This window comes from Vibrio caribbeanicus ATCC BAA-2122, from assembly GCF_000165125.1.
Taxonomy (GTDB): Bacteria; Pseudomonadota; Gammaproteobacteria; order Enterobacterales; family Vibrionaceae; genus Vibrio; species Vibrio caribbeanicus.
Window position 1 is genome coordinate 135,718 of record NZ_AEIU01000091.1, and the last position, 15,751, is coordinate 151,468.

General features: G+C 39.9%; 11 protein-coding genes and 1 pseudogene. 10 read left to right on the forward strand and 2 right to left on the reverse strand.

Annotated elements, in window-relative coordinates:
- Window positions 1-49: 49 nt before the first annotated feature.
- Window positions 50-1,585: an amidase gene (locus RH40_RS15325; RefSeq protein WP_009602532.1), complete on the reverse strand. Its 1,536-nt coding sequence runs from the start codon at window positions 1,583-1,585 to the stop codon at window positions 50-52.
- Between the two features lie 489 nt (window positions 1,586-2,074).
- The gene (locus RH40_RS15330) at window positions 2,075-2,494 is read right to left on the reverse strand and encodes a MarR family winged helix-turn-helix transcriptional regulator (RefSeq protein WP_009602533.1); all 420 of its coding nucleotides are present in this window, start codon (window positions 2,492-2,494) and stop codon (window positions 2,075-2,077) included.
- Window positions 2,495-2,626: 132 nt separating this feature from the next.
- Between RH40_RS15330 and RH40_RS15335 the strand changes: the two genes are divergently transcribed.
- The 10 genes and pseudogenes from RH40_RS15335 to RH40_RS15380 form a co-directional block, all read left to right on the forward strand.
- Window positions 2,627-2,875, forward strand: coding sequence for a hexameric tyrosine-coordinated heme protein (locus RH40_RS15335; protein WP_009602534.1), 249 nt, complete (start codon window positions 2,627-2,629; stop codon window positions 2,873-2,875).
- A gap of 244 nt (window positions 2,876-3,119) precedes the next feature.
- Window positions 3,120-5,945, forward strand: a complete 2,826-nt coding sequence (locus tag RH40_RS15340) for a M16 family metallopeptidase (RefSeq protein ID WP_009602535.1) — start codon at window positions 3,120-3,122, stop codon at window positions 5,943-5,945.
- Between the two features lie 182 nt (window positions 5,946-6,127).
- Complete coding sequence (locus RH40_RS15345; protein ID WP_009602537.1) at window positions 6,128-6,574, forward strand: hypothetical protein; 447 nt, start codon at window positions 6,128-6,130, stop codon at window positions 6,572-6,574.
- 405 nt (window positions 6,575-6,979) lie between these two features.
- The gene (locus RH40_RS15350; RefSeq protein WP_009602538.1) at window positions 6,980-7,828 is read left to right on the forward strand and encodes a hypothetical protein; all 849 of its coding nucleotides are present in this window, start codon (window positions 6,980-6,982) and stop codon (window positions 7,826-7,828) included.
- 202 nt (window positions 7,829-8,030) lie between these two features.
- Window positions 8,031-8,534 carry a hypothetical protein gene (locus tag RH40_RS15355; RefSeq protein WP_009602539.1) on the forward strand — a complete coding sequence of 168 codons (504 nt, stop codon included), beginning with the start codon at window positions 8,031-8,033 and terminating at the stop codon, window positions 8,532-8,534.
- Window positions 8,535-8,781: 247 nt separating this feature from the next.
- Window positions 8,782-12,159 (forward strand): DEAD/DEAH box helicase, encoded by a 3,378-nt coding sequence (locus RH40_RS15360; protein ID WP_009602541.1) that lies wholly within the window; start codon window positions 8,782-8,784, stop codon window positions 12,157-12,159.
- A gap of 1,028 nt (window positions 12,160-13,187) precedes the next feature.
- Window positions 13,188-13,433 carry a hypothetical protein gene (locus tag RH40_RS15365; protein ID WP_009602542.1) on the forward strand — a complete coding sequence of 82 codons (246 nt, stop codon included), beginning with the start codon at window positions 13,188-13,190 and terminating at the stop codon, window positions 13,431-13,433.
- Between the two features lie 264 nt (window positions 13,434-13,697).
- Window positions 13,698-14,399, forward strand: a complete 702-nt coding sequence (gene lepB, locus RH40_RS15370; RefSeq protein ID WP_009602543.1) for a signal peptidase I — start codon at window positions 13,698-13,700, stop codon at window positions 14,397-14,399.
- 273 nt (window positions 14,400-14,672) lie between these two features.
- Window positions 14,673-14,981, forward strand: a pseudogene (locus RH40_RS15375) (M48 family metallopeptidase); the annotation flags it as partial.
- 208 nt (window positions 14,982-15,189) lie between these two features.
- A partial coding sequence (locus RH40_RS15380) for a leucine-rich repeat domain-containing protein (protein ID WP_009602546.1) occupies window positions 15,190-15,751 on the forward strand: 562 nt, incomplete at its 3' end.

A 15,751-nucleotide genomic window follows, 5' to 3' on the forward strand; every position in this document is an offset into this window, starting at 1 on the left:
GGAAGTGGGGATACCCAAACATGACTTGGGTATCCCAATAACGTGATGCTTAGAGGCGATTTTGTGCAGAGAAGCCCGCTATTTTTTCAAACGCGTAACCGAGTTTGACCATCTCGACATCTTCACCAAACCCGCCAAGAAATGACAGGCTGACGGGAATATTGCTCTCTGTAAGACCCGCCGGAATGGAGACTTCAGGATAGCCAAGCATAGAGGCAATGTATCCAGCTTCTAGCAAGTCTTTTGACTGGCACTGGTATCCGGTGTTTGGGTAGCCAGGCAGCGGGGCAGCAGGACAAGGTCGAGTCGCAAATACGAAGCCATCAAGTCGATGCTGCATACGGATGGCATTGAGTTTTTCTCTGAAATCCGGCATCACCTGATTGAGCAAACTGATGTACTTGCTGCCACTGAGATCATTATTGGAGATAGCGTTCTCCAAGGCAGCTAAGCGTTTGGGATTAATCGGGTGGGGATTTTGAGTATCGGCTTTTAACGCTTTGACCACATCGGCCAAGTTGATTGGTGCGTTATTCGAGGATAAGTGCGCCTCCAATTGCGATTTAAATTCAGAGCCAATAATAAAAGAAGAGATTGAGGCACCAGAAAATGCCATATCACTGGGCAATTGAACCTCTATGATGTCCGCCCCTTGCTGTTTCAGACTCGACATTGCTTGGTCTAAAATCGTATCAACCTCTGAGTTGGCACCCGAGTAGTTAGTGATAAAGCCAAGCCGTTTTCCTTTTAAGCTCGCACTCTGCAGTGAGTCGCTAAATTTGGGGCTCGGCTGGTGCTGATAATAAAAGACGCTCGCTTGGTCTGCCTCGTCTTTTTTCGCGATGACATCCATGATCAGGGCTAAATCCTCGACAGAGCGCACTAAGGGGCCTGTGGTATCAAAAGTGAGTGACAGCGGCACTACACCTACTCGACTGGTGACGCCCATTGACGGTCTGTATCCCACCAGACCAGTGACGGAAGCCGGACCACGAATTGAGCCTGTGGTATCAGTACCCAGTGCAAAAGGGGCAAAGTGAGCGGCAACGGCGGCGGCAGAGCCACTGCTTGATCCAGAAGGATCGCGTTGCGGGTTGAGAGGGTTGAGCGTTTGTCCTGCCAGAGAGCTGTAACCAAACCGGCCATAGGAGGCAGCAAGCTCAGACATATTGGTACGACCGAGAACAATCGCTCCGTTTTGTTTGAGTAGCTTGACCACTGTTGCATCATAGTCAGCCACATTTTTTTTCAGTGCGGTCGAGCCTGCGGTATTGGGTTGGCGAACAACGTTATAGTTGTCCTTGACCAAAAATGGAATTCCACCAAGCAAAAGATCTTTATTGCCTGATTTGTCCCATTCCTTTGCAGATTTTAATACATTTTCATTTACTGTTATAATTGCATTTATATTTTCTTTATTATAGTTTTTGATACGCTTTAAATAAAATTTAACTAGTTGCTCTGAAGTTATTTCTTTATTTTTAATTGCGTTATGAATTTCACTTAAATGTGCTTTCTCTAAATCAATAGAGAAAACACTGTTACTTAATAAAGCCGATGTAATAAATATTATTAATTTTTTCAAAAATAGATCCTTTTATAAAGTTAGTATAATAATATGAACGTATAACTAACCGACGTAATGGCACATGTTATCCCTCGGGCTCTGATAGCAGCCGCCCTCAAAGTATGTGTGTCCAAATTCAGGTTCTATAAATACTGCGATGCCTACAATAAATAGTGTGATAACTAATATATACTTCATAACCTTGCCTACTTTATTTTGTTATTTTTAACAGGAGTAATTTATTATTTTTTTTGATACTGCTTAAATCGGGCGCGAGTATGTTGTATTACCTTAGCGGTGAAAAGTATTATTAGTACCACTGTGATTATCTTCACCAAAATAATAGTATTAGTATTTATTTTAAATTTTAGATATTACTATCATTAATAATTTTAAAATAGGCGGTATAAATATTTATACACAAGTAACCTCATAGAAATAGGTTGGCTTGTGTATTTTTATAGATAGAAAAAGAATATTTATCCTCTAGAGGATAAATCTGAACTTTTATTGATCTAGATCTATTTTATTGCACAGGCGAATTATGGTAGCGGCCTCATCGTTGGTAAGGCCGGTGGCACAAAACACCTTTTCAGTGATTTCCAAGCTGTAGTCGGAAAGCTGTTTTCCTTGTTCGGTTAACACAATCGACTTTTGTCTCTCGTTGTCACTTAGCATCTGTCTTTGAATCAGTCCTTTTTGCTCCATTCTTTTTAAAAGGGGGGTCATGGTGGCTTTGGTAAGCTGGGCTTTTTTCGCCAATTGACTGATGGATATGCCGTCTTTCTCCCACAACAGCATCAAAATAACAAACTGTGTGTAGGTTAAATCGTGTGGTTCCAGCAGCGTGCGGTAAATAGAGGTGATTTTGTTTGTGGTTGTGTACAGGGCGAAACACAATTGTTTATCGAGTGGTGCGGCCTTCATTGGTGGCTCCGATCCTTCATTCCTTTATGGCTATTATGATCTTTTTTACCACTATAAGCAAATAGTATGTTGACATATAGTACGTGCACTAACATAATGCTGTTAACATTTAGAAACAAATAGGAGCGCATTATGAGCGACCAGTGGTTAACGACATTAAAAACAGACACACCTCAACAGGGTTACGAGCTTGCGATAAAAATGTCGAGAATGGGCGTAAAGTACACGCAACCTTCAGAAGAAATTCGAGAAAAACTTCGCCCGAACTATGATGAAGATACCGGCAATCTCATTGCTATCTCACACGTTATTGCGGTGAATTTCCAAACGATAGCATCTGCTAATGGCTACTGGAAAACAGAGCGAGCATATCGAGGCTAAGATGAACACAAGTAAAAAGGGCGATATCTCTAAGAGCTATCGCCCTTTGTTCATTATTGTCATGTATGACTTTCTATTGCTTGCTTAGCTATTTTTCTTTCAATTTTTCAATCAGTTCCGACTTACAAAAAAATACAAGACTCCAGTTGATGTTTGTGCATAACTAGATAAATCTATCGACTTGCTATTGATTTGATCAATGTTTTTGCGGTCGATTTATTCTTACATCTAGACAGTGACATTTATGTTTACACAAACTTATAAGACTTTTGCTTTACTGCTATTTGCAGCTTGCTCGTTTTTTGTCCATGCCTCATCAAAACAAGAAGCGTTGTGGTATACCCCGACGGATATTCCGGCCGATAACGCGTTTCAAGTCTCACAGCTTGAAAATGGTATGCGAGTCATCATGATCGACCACGACGTGCCCAAACAAAGTATGTCGATACAGATGTACATTGATGCGGGATCTCATCAAGACCCTGAGCCTTACGCAGGGATAGCGCATTTTTTAGAGCATATGGCGTTTAATGGCTCTACCCATGTCGAAGAAGGCAAGATGATCCCCATGCTAGAAAAGCACGGTTTGGCATTTGGTGCCCATACCAACGCTTTCACAGATTTGGGATACACCAGGTATGTGCTGGACTTACCTAAAGCCACGCCAGAAGCCATCAAAACGGCACTGTTTTTACTCCGTGAAACCGCATCGGAGTTAACACTGTCTCCAAGCACGATTGAGCGTGAACGGGGTGTCATCCAATCAGAACGCCGAGTTCGGGGGAACCGAGGACAACAAAATGACATAGCTCGAATTCAATATCTCTTGGGTGAGTCAAACGTTTATCAGCGATTACCTATCGGCACTGAAGACTCAATAAACAATATAAATCAGGCGGCACTGAAGTCATTCTATCAAGGCTACTACCGCCCAGAACATACGACCTTGGTTGTCTCTGGCGCGATCCATAAGCATCAGATGATGCAAAAAATTCAGGAGCACTTTGCCAGCTGGCAGCCAAAATCACCAAGCCAACCGATAGTGGATCCAACCATTACCTACTCCTTACCCAAGAAAACGGAAGTCTACACCAATATTGACCCGAATAATCCTCATGTGGTGATTGATCTCAACTACATCTCACCAAGAGATGATGCGCCCTTTGGGAAAAAGCAGCATCTTGCGCTCCTCAATGAAGTTATCGCGTTAAAAGCCTTTAACCATCGCCTTAGAGCTGCGATTGAGCGAAATGATGTGGATGGTAAACTTCGTTACCCTAGCGCGTCAATTATGGATCAATCCGGCGTCGTCCAAATCCGTAACCTGTCGGTAGTTACCAATGAAGGGGATTGGAAAACTGGGCTTCAGACCTTGAATCACTTGCTAAAACAAGCCACAACTTTTGGCTTCAGTGAGCGGGAAATTCAGCGCCAAATTGAGTCTTATGGAAACGCACTCGAGTATAGCGAAAAACAGCGTCCTAGTATGCAGAGCATGGCCCTATCGAATCGCGTGGTCGACGCTTTGGACTCGAGTGAACCTTTGGTCTCTGAGCAGACGATAAGTCAATTGTTTGCAGAGATGAAATCGCAACTTACGGTTGAGTCTGTTAACCGTGCCTTCCAAGCTCACTGGTCTGACAGCGTTGTGCGTTTATATCTCGAGGACCGAAGCGCCCCTGCTAACATCAATGAACAAATAGTCGCAGCTTACCAAGCTATGCAAGAAGAAAAGGTGGAACCATACCAAGAGCAGCAAAGCTTAACTTTTGCTTATACCGATTTTGGTCCCGCTGGACAAGCAACTGAACTTCAACCCTCTCAATTTGGCGATATTAAACGTTACCAATTTGAGAATGGTGTGATGCTGAATGTGAAGTCAACGAATTTAGAAGCTAACACCGTGTATCTCACCATTCATTTTGGAAAGGGAGTATTAGGGTTTAATCAACATAACGCGGCATTAATGAATGTGTTTGCGCCTGCAATCGTGCTGAGCGGAACAAATAAGCATCCAATGGACGAGCTTCAAGAGATATTTGGCGGTCGTTCCCTGTCTGCTTCGCTTTACCCTGAGGTTGGTACCTTTGCAAGCCAAGTTGCGTTGGAATCACAAGATGTATTCGATCAATTGCGTTTTAGCGTTGCATTGCTAAGCGACAATGGCTATCGCCAAAAGGGGTGGAACTCAGCAGTGCGTCAGTATGCGGATATGCTTACTCGGTATCAAAGTGAGCCAGAGAGTGTGTTGAGTAGGCAGGCTCCGGCCATGCTTTATGGTGGAGATAAAAGGTGGCAGTTTCACTCGCTTGATGACGTGCGCACTTTGAGCATAAAAGATGTTAAAGCAGTGCTCGAAAAAGCCATTCAGAAAGGCCCGATCGAAATTTCTTTAGTCGGTGATATTAGCGCGAAACAGGCGGTCGACTATGTCGCCAATACCTTTGGTGCGCTTGATATACAGGCGCAAGCTCCTGACAAGCCTTTTACTCAATCTTTGCCTCCATTCAAAACACAATCGAAGACGTTTTTCCATACGGGAGATCCATCAAAAGCCGTGGCCTCTGCATTTTGGAAGGTGTCTGATGGCTCTGATCCAGTAAAGAGCGTTCGATATGGTGTTCTTCGTAGTGTGTTGCAAAGCAAAGTGACAGAAATCATACGTGAGAAAATGGGCGTGGCGTATAGCCCAAGTGTTCATCTGGAACAGTCTTATTGGTTAAAAGACTTTGGTTATATCAATATCATGAGTAATACGTCATTGAAGGACGTTGATAAAGTAGAAGCTGTGTATCAACAAATATGGCGAGAACTACAAAAAGCCCCCATTAGCCAAGAAGAGCTAGCACGGGCAAAAGCCCCGATCATTGAATCCATGATGCAAAATCAGCAATACAACCAATACTGGTCTAATCTTGCATCGATTGCTCAGTCTCAATCTGAGTCAGTGGAACATGAAGCCCTTTATATTGATGCGTTAAAATCGGTCACCGCAGAGGACGTTCAGCGCACAGCTCAATCCATTTCAGCAGATGAGTATTTATTAATTCGCGTAGTGCCCAAGTCGTAATCGAACAAGGAGGCTAAGGCCTCCTTTTTTTCTGGATGTCATTCGATTCCAGTGAAGCTAGATCCATTTTGGGAACAAGAATGGATACTTGTTCAGCTTGTTGATAGTTTATATGATAATGTCATTATAAATCATGATGATAAAAAGCTAGATATGTCTAAAAAGAGGCAAGATTTAAAGCCATGAAAAAAGTGATGCTGAGTGCGCTGGTTGCACTGGTTATTGGCTTGGCTATTCAAGGACAAGAGGTCGACCAACATACCTTGGCTCCTGAATTTGTTGAGGCCAACAGTGCACTAATGAGGCTCAGTAACAAAACCGGAGATACATTCTTTGAGATAACAGAGTCTTCTGACGGCGAATTAAGCGCACTGATAAAGACATACGGCATGAGACGAATTCTATTTCATCAAAGTCCCATCAACACCTCAGTGCGCTACTCATTTAAAGCTTGGTTTGATTGGCTTACCCCTTATCGATACTACAAATTTAGCTCAACTTGTTACACAGAAGAAGATCAGGTGGAATCGATAAAAGCGGCCATCGAAAACAACACAGAAGACTATTATCACTTTTGCCAAAAGATGGACCGTAAGAATTGGTTTTACTGTCAGTCTCAACCTAATTAATAAGTCATCACCAGAGCATCCCTCTGAACTGCCGAAAGGTTGCCTCAAAGATAATCTATCACCCCCGCCCAGAGCGGGGGTTGTTTTATCCCGCGCCCTAAATAGTTTTGTTTGAGCTTATTTATAAGGGCGCAGCATTTAATAAGCTTGCTCCATCTTTCACCAACCATTTTATAAAGTTCGTAAGCTTATGAACGGAAATTTTATAGAATTGTGTTTAGAATGCTACTTATGACGTATTACTTTTGGCTTTTATTGGTGTACCTTGAATCCTCTGCGCACTTGCTTTTAAACCGCTAATTGATTTAGCTCAAGTATTATCTTCATTATTGATGCTAATACTTTACACCGATGTTTATAAGTAAGGAAAAGTCATTTGGTTATATTCATTTATGGGGTTATTCAATGATAGATGCTGTTTGCACATATGGTGGGAAACGCAAGACCTACACCATCTTTAATTTTCAAAACCTGTCTAGCTCCGATATCGAAAAGTACAGGCAGTACCTGGAATGCCCCAATCCCAAATGTGCGGCAGAAGCGTACTATCGCAGAAAAAGTATCGATGGCAAAGCTGCATGTTTTGGTTCACGATATCATACCCAAGGATGTAATGAAGGTCGTTCATCACCGCAACGTGAGCGTGAAGTTAGGCAGGCAATCGAAGTAAATAAGATTATTGCTGATTCAAAGGAAGTTATTTTTGACTTTTTTGCTGTTGACTCCCAACCACCAGAGAAAAGTAATACAGTTAGCCCACCTATATCAAAGTCAGCTAGTTTGGGTAGTTCCAAATCACATACAAGTACTAAAGCTACTTTTAGAAATACTGTCTTAGGCATGGAAAAAGCTTTGAATAGTTTACTGCGCGGAAGCGATTTAGCTCAATCAGACACAACTATTACAATTGATGAAAAGTATTCCTATAAAGCTAAGAACTTGTTTGTGAATTTTGCAGATGCAGAACCAGCAGATAGCCCCAAAGATGCCCGTCCCAAGATGTTTTGGGGAACAATTTCTCACTCTGACGCTGATATGGAATGGTTAAATCCTGCTGAGTGTAATGATGTGGGAATTCCAATTAAACGATATAAGAACAAGATTTTTAAACGTTTTAAGATAACTGAAAAACGTGATTTAGAGGGAGCTGGATTTATCATATTTGGCAAGTGTTTTTGGAATGCTCAGAAAACTAGAAAAATCATTGAACTGTGGAATGCTGATAGAGTTTTTATCTCGGTAGATGAAGATTAAAACCCTCTAATCTAGACAGCACAAGGTATAAGTTCTGACTTTATTTTGCCTAAAACGAGCTGACCTCAACGCAAAAGAAAAATCACTTGGAAGTGATTGTGTACCATTTTTCACTTTAATAGTTCATGTAAAATAATGATTTAGGTTAGTGTGGCATTGTTCATTACTTAATTGGGCGTTAGATAGACAATTGGAGATTAGTTTGAGTTTAGAAGTTATTATTAGTGTTACTAGTTCACTCATAGCACTTTGCGCTCTATGTTTTACTGTATGGCAAGGCTTGTTGACTCGGAAGCACAATCGTATTTCATACAAACCTCATCTCACTGTTTGGAGTCACAACGAGTTGCAAGAGGGTGTATTTGCTCTTGATGTCATCAATAATGGCTTAGGCCCTGCTGTGATAAAGAAATTTGATATTAGCGTTGATGGCGAAGTTATAGAAGACAAAGGCCCTGCACTTGTGGAGAGTACTGTTAACAAGATATTTTTAGGGAAGCGTTTCACAGCTAACTATCAATTTATGGGATCTAGTTATGTCATGGGAGCAAAAGAATGTTGCAGAGTTCTAGATATTAAATTTGAAGGGACTGAAATACCCGCCCCAAAAGAATTTGAGCAAGCAATTAAACGCACCAGATTGGAAATTCACTATCAATCTTTTTATGGAGACAGCTTTTATTTTGATAGTGGTGTTGAGCAATGAGCCTAACAGCTATTTAAGTAGAGTCGAAAATGCAAACAAATCAGACTTTTCCTTACCGAGCGCAGCTATGATAATTCTTTTGGTGTTTCTCCTAATCTTGGGAGCAAAGGGTGTTTTTTCAGGTAACCCAAAATTTAAGGCGATGTCACACTTCATCATTCTTTTATAGTTCTTCGTCGCCTTATGCAACCAGGCTATATATTATCGTAACTTAATAATACTTTATGGGATTAATGGGCGTTAATTTGTGGATAGTAGAAAAGAAAACTCGATAAATATATTGAAATGCTGGCATTTAGTGGAGTTTTTTCAAGCCTACTCAATACCGGACAAAGATGACAGTAAAATCGCTCCGGTAAATGTAGCATGTTACGAGTTAACGTCATGTGGTAACGATCTATTTCCGTGGCTAAGTCCCGCAGTTCGAGATTCACTCGGACTTACGCCGGGCAAAAAGTGTACTTATACTTTATATCTGGGATTATTCGACAAGTCGGCGATAGATAAAAAAGTTGCGGAATACTTTTCTACCCATAACCAAGATGAGAGCTTTTTTGAAGAAATAGAGCAAAGAAGAGATAATGAGGGAATATCTTGCTTTGCTAAATTGATGCTGGACGAGTTTGGTGTGCCTCGGCTGGATAACTTTTCGGTAAGCACACTGCCGTGGGCTCTAGCTGAGTTATTACAAGGAAGGGCTGGGAGTATATCTCAGGAACGGTTTGATAACCGGTGTGATGACCTCAAAGAGTTTATGGAACGTTGGAAAACTAACTTGCCTTACCATCCTAGTCTAGAGGGAAGGCGTACTCTTTGTGTTAAAAGCCTAGAGAGCTTAATTACTGGGCTTTATCAATGGGCTGGTATTTCCAACCAAGATTTATTACTTTCTAAGAATTCAACCGTTTACTCATTTCAGATGGCTTTTTCTGAGTTTGAGGCGAAGTCAGAAAATCTCTTGGAGAACAAAAAATCATTAAGAGAAATTGAAGGCGACAATGAGGATGAATTTGAAGCAGACGAATCTAAAGAGGACGAGTCTCAGTTACCAATTTTAAATAGCTTCTATATTCGAGATATAGAGCGAGCCATTAATGCGATTTCCACGGGTAGGGGTAGCAAGTCCCTTCAGACCTACTTGGGACAATCTAGTCATAAGCATATTGATCTATATACTAACGAATCGATACCATTGATTCATAATCACTTGAACCCCAAAGCAACACCAGAAGGAAGGTGGCTGACAGAGCCTGCGCATAACATGTCTTTAATGCAGCAGTTTGCTATTAATACGGTCTTCAAGGAGCTGAAAATAGGTGGACTGATCTCTGTTAATGGCCCTCCTGGCACAGGCAAAACGACGTTATTACGGGATATAATTGCACAAAATATTGTTGAGAGAGCAAAAGTATTAGCGTCATTTTCGAAAGTTAGTGATGGAGTCAGCCCAGAAGGGTTTCTTGTTGAAGAACTCACTGATTTTGAAATGGTTGTGGCGTCATCGAATAATGCTGCTGTTGAAAACATCTCAAAAGAGCTCCCTCAGGCAAAATCAATAGCTGCAAGATATACAAACACCAGTTTTTTTCGTTCTGTCGCAAATCAAGTCAGTGCTGATGAAAAAAAAGGCCGACTACAACCCTTGAACGATAAAAGACAGAGCTGGGGAAATATCTCTGCTGCCATGGGGGCTTATAAAAAGAGGGAGAGGTTTATCGATCGCTTTTTCTTTAAAAAGCATTATGAAAAAGGTAACGAGCCAGCGGCTAGAGAACCTTCTTTGGACTTCTTGAATTTTTGGCAATATCGCTCAACGTATACGGGGCCGTCTTTTCACATTGCCAAAAGAACCTTTAACGAGAAGTTATCTCGTTTCCATGAGTTGAATGACAAGTTAGTTAATTTTGATAGTCTGCAAAAGGATTTCGATGGAAAGCAATTTGATGTTCATTTATATCAAATGAACCTAGCTCTAAATGAGCTAAAAAACTATGCCCATTCGCTCTCTGTAGAGCTAGATACTCTTAAATCAACCAGAAATGCTGAAGTGAGAAGGGAAGAAGAAATTTCAATTTCCCTTGAGCAATTGAAGGTTAACTCACCTGGTTGGTTTAGTCGGTTCTTTAATACTAAGAAAAACAAACAATATAGGGCCTCACTAACTGAAAAGCTAAGCGAGTACGAAAATGTCAAAAAAACTATCCGTTTAATTGTGGGTGACATAGAACACAAAGAGATAGAGATAAAAGAATGTACAAAGAAAGTTTTACAGCAGCAGGTTGATATCCAATCTAAGGAGCTAAAAAAAAGGAAGCTTCTAGAACAGTTAGATGCCTATAGAGCTGAGTTTAAGGGATATCACTTACCAGAAGCCACTGATGATATTGAGGGGGATGACAGACAGAGACACGCGTGCTGGCAGCAGGGAAAGATCAATGAACTGAGGTCTGACGTATACGCTGCTGCGTTACAGCTGCACGAGGCTTGGCTGATAGAAGCTAGCAACCTTAATAGTTTTCGAACTCAGATATGCAAAGTGAGAGATGTTGTTTTAGGTAAGAGTAGCGAAAATGCACTGGCGATTTGGCAGATACTATTTATGTTTGTCCCCGTGGTTTCGACGACTTTTGCTTCATTGGGAAATATGTTTTCTAAGTTGCAGTCAGAATCTCTCGGTTGGCTCATGATTGATGAGGCAGGGCAAGCAATACCGCAAGCAGCGGTTGGTGGGTTGCTACGTGCCAAGCGCGCAGTGGTTGTTGGAGATCCTCTGCAAATCGAACCTGTGTTCACTTCCCCTCCAGAGCTTATTGACTACTTAATGCAGTCTAAGTTGCAAGAGGAATCTGAGAAGTGGGATCCTTGTAAGTGGTCAGTTCAGACGTTAGCAGATCGTGTTAACCCATACGGGTGTATGATAGATGTGGGTGGTGAAAACCAATGGATAGGTATACCTCTGTGGGTACACCGCCGATGTATAGAACCAATGTTTAGCATTTCGAATGAAATAGCTTACAACAATCGAATGATACATGGGGCTGATAACAGCAAAGATGTTGAGGCAAGAAATCATGAGTTCTTGGGACATAACCGTTGGAATGATTCACAAGGTGACTGTGTACTCAAACAGTACAAACGTGAGTTGGGTGAAGACGTAAAAGCTCTTTTACTCGAGTTAGCAGAACAGAATGGTGACTTAAACAGTATTTACGTGATAACACCGTTTAAAGCGGTAAAAAAAGAGTTAAAAGAAGATTTAAAGCGCAGTAAATCTGAGATCTTAAATCGCGCGAATTGGGAAGGGAAGGACTTTAGTAACTTTCTTAAATACAACGTCGGAACTGTACATACTTTCCAAGGTAAGGAAAATGATACTGTCATTTTGGTACTCGGATGTGACACGAGAAATAGTGGTGGGGCGGCTTGGGCTGCCTCAAAACCAAATTTGCTGAACGTAGCGGTTACCCGCGCTAAAAAACACTTGTTTGTTATCGGCGATATTAAGGTTTGGTCCAACAAGCGTTATTTTAACAAAACATACAGAAAGCTGAATCATTCTATTTCGAAGAATAACTCATTGGATAAAGGGGCTTCACAATGTAAAGATGCATTGCCAACTCCCTAAATGAACGCTTGTCGTATGTTCTGCAAAACCATTCAGGACACACCTTTAGAACTCTTTTAGTGTGCCCTGAATTCCTTCAATACATATCTCCACATAACGTCACTGCAATTAACCTACTATTCGACACCAACGGCAACGTATTGTCGCTAATTCCAACATATTCGTAGCTTCAATCCAATGGTACGTATTAACGCCAACTCTGCAAAATAATGTAAGTTCTTTTAGTGTGTGTCCTGAGTTTCTCTCCTAAATTATGCGCACTGATTTCCCAAATTACACTTCGTAAGCTTATAAACTCTAATTTTATAGAATAGCGTTTGTGATGATTTTTGGACGCGTTACTTTTGGTTTTTATTGGTGTGTTCTGGATTGTTTTTGCCCCAAAGTGAGTTACAGGTTGAAGTTTGAAAAAAGGTCGTCGGATAAATTTGGCATAGAAAAACTAATGGCGGTAATAGCCTTTACGGCGGCTGGACTTGCCCTATGGACTTCCTACTGTCCTCTAAATAATTTTTACACCAACCTCCTAATCTAGAGTCATATTTAAAACAGAGCGTTGTAATGCTGGTTATGAAAAAGCTATATTACTCTGTCGTTCAGAACAACTGAATGACAAAGAGTGCTTAATATAAACAGACGAAAAAATAACAATTTAATTGATTAACCATTTATTTTTATCTTATAAAAATATGATTTTATTTATGTTTTTATCAGTCTTTTTGTGTTTTTTAGTTTCGAATAATTAGTATTTAGGTTCTAGATTTTAATGCAAGATTAATTTAATAAAAAGACATAGAAATGATAAGAACGATAAAAATAAAATATTTGAATGATTTTTAACCTATTACAAGTTATCTAACCTTAGCTTGTTAATAATAATGATTTTTGTTAATTCAATTGACAGATTAATGTTTAATTTTTTTAAAAAAATTATTTGATTTAGTTAATATTGTAATATATATTTTTTCCCTGAATTATTAATAACCATAAAAATAGGACTGATAATACAAGAACTGTCTAGTAAAGAAATGGCACAAGTTGTTGGTGGTGGTAAAGATGATAGTGGTGGTGACATAGCGGCACAAAGGCAGGTATTAGAAGCCGCCAAGACAATAAAAAATATATGGAAAAGAAACTGGTTGGGTGTAGTGTTTCACTCATCCAAACTAAATGAAGGCGAGCAAAAAGAATTAGATAGAATAAGAGGTAATGGTGGTACCTATCATGGACATGCTGGCAGGCAGGATGGAAGCACTTCTGGTTTTGGGCGTTAATTGAAATGGGATTAAAAATATAGAGGCATACCCCTCCTATGGTATATTGATCGAGCATTAAATACATCTAGTTTGATTAAGTAATTTAACAAAGCTAATTTCATATGAGATTGGCTTTGTTATAAAAATAATTTTAATTATGATTAAATGTCTTTGCATTACACACTCTAAAAATTCTACGAATCGAGAAATAAATTGATATAAACTAGATGGTTTATTTTTTGGTTAATCGAATTGTTATTTTTTAAAGTATGGATCTTAAAATTGAAAGTAATAAAGTCAATTGTCAATTTTATTTCATTAGGTTTATATGACTTAATTTACGATAAAAAATCTTATCTTTATTGGATGGTATTGTTATTAATGATAGTAATGTTGAAAAGGCTGGATTACTTATTTAATAGAGAGGTTTATATTTTTACTTATTTGTTATTTATTCCTCTAATTATTGGCCTGTTAATTTCTCCTGTTTTCTTTAAAAGAAGATTCAAAAGAATAACAAAGCTTAAAAAGTTAACAATTGCTTCTCTTCATATTTTTATTTGTACTGAAATTTTAATTTACGAGTCAAATTTTTTACTCGCATTAAATATTGGAGAAAGTATGTACCCGACAGTCGATGATGATGAAATAGTAATGATTAGAAAGCGAGATGAAGACACCCTCTTAGAAAGGGGGGATATTGTGGGCTTCATTCATGAAGATATGATATTTTTAAAACGGATATTTGGTATACCTAAAGAAAAACTAACGATAAGTAGTGGCAGGATTTGTAATTCAATAAAATGCATAGAAATTAAGGGTGCTGATTGGATTGATGAATTCATACTTGACGTTCCTAATGATTCATATTTTGTTATCGGCGATAATATCGATAACTCAAAAGACTCAAGATACTTTGATGAAATTTACGTTAAAAAAGAGGATATTAAATATATCTACTTAGGAAAATTTGACTTTCTTTAAACTTTCAAAGGGGAAGCAGAATCTAATCATCAAACATAACAAAATTTGAAGTAAAAATCATTCAGGAAACACACCTTTAGAACTCTTTTCGTGTGTCCTGAATTCCTTCAATACATATCTCCATATAACGTCACCGCAATTAACCTGCTATTCAGCACCAACGGGAATGTATTGTCGCTAATTCCACCATTTTATTTGTTTCAATCTAACGGTACTTATTAACGCCAACTCTGCAAAATAATGTGAGTTCTTTTAGTGCGTGTCCTGAATGTTCTCCTACGTGAATTGTCCTGAGTCACGCATTCAGAACGAGAAGGTGCACAACATGCTTTCAACGCTTCGCATACCTCGCTAGGATTTGCAGAAATGACATTGGATGAGCCCAATAACAATTGGTGCTTGAGTCGCGCTATGTTGGAGACGTTATTGAAACTTCAACCCAATCAACGGCGCCAGTTCGTAAAAGCGTGTCGTTTAGCTATCGAGTCTAATGGCAAGATCACTGTCGCAGAGGGAGAATTGTACCGAGTGATCGTGTGTTTCTTGGAAGTTCCAGAGCCGCCACTCACCGTAACGCTTTAACTGCACAAAGTAAAACGCCAGCGATGATCGCTGGCGTTTTTGCATTCGGCTATCAGTTGAGTGTTTTAAAGCACCTTACAAAATATAACAAATAACTGAAACTATTATTACCATCCTCTCATCTATGAGCGTAGCTAACCATTTGTGAATGTTTTAAGCTTTTGCAGAGGAAATCTGATCACGCTCAAATATAAATACGAGAACAGCTATGTCATTATCAATAACAGGACTCACGAGGGGGATAGGCCCAATTCTAGGCAGCTTACTTAGTTTGGCTTTTCTTACTGGTTGTGAACAAGCAACTAAAGGGTTGCAATACGCTAAAAACCGTGACGGTTCAGTCAACAAGTTATTACTTATTGGCTATACAGGTGCCGAGAAAGATGTCGTTATCCCAGACTCGGTGACTACCATTGGGGAGGGAGCATTTGGTAATCACCAGCTCACTAGCGTGAGCATTCCAGACTCGGTGACCACCATTGGAGAGGGAGCGTTTGGTAATAACCAACTCACCAGCGTGACCATCCCAGATTCGGTAACTAGCATTGGGGATAAGGCGTTTTATGATAACGATTTAACCAGCATTACCCTTCCAGAGTCATTGGTCACCATTAGAGGTGAGGTTTTTTATGGTAACCACCTCACCAACGTTGTCATTCCAAACTCGGTGACCACCATTGGCAATCGAGCGTTTTATGGTAACCAACTTACCAGCGTGACTATCCCAGATTCGGTGACCACCATTGGAGATGAGGCATTCGAGAACAACA

Coding starts and splice junctions, on each gene's coding strand:
- RH40_RS15330 (WP_009602533.1), bottom strand. CDS start 2,494: ATGAAGGCCGCACCACTCGATAAACAATTGTGTTTCGCCCTGTACACA.
- RH40_RS15335 (WP_009602534.1), top strand. CDS start 2,627: ATGAGCGACCAGTGGTTAACGACATTAAAAACAGACACACCTCAACAG.
- RH40_RS15340 (WP_009602535.1), top strand. CDS start 3,120: ATGTTTACACAAACTTATAAGACTTTTGCTTTACTGCTATTTGCAGCT.
- RH40_RS15345 (WP_009602537.1), top strand. CDS start 6,128: ATGAAAAAAGTGATGCTGAGTGCGCTGGTTGCACTGGTTATTGGCTTG.
- RH40_RS15350 (WP_009602538.1), top strand. CDS start 6,980: ATGATAGATGCTGTTTGCACATATGGTGGGAAACGCAAGACCTACACC.
- RH40_RS15365 (WP_009602542.1), top strand. CDS start 13,188: ATGGCACAAGTTGTTGGTGGTGGTAAAGATGATAGTGGTGGTGACATA.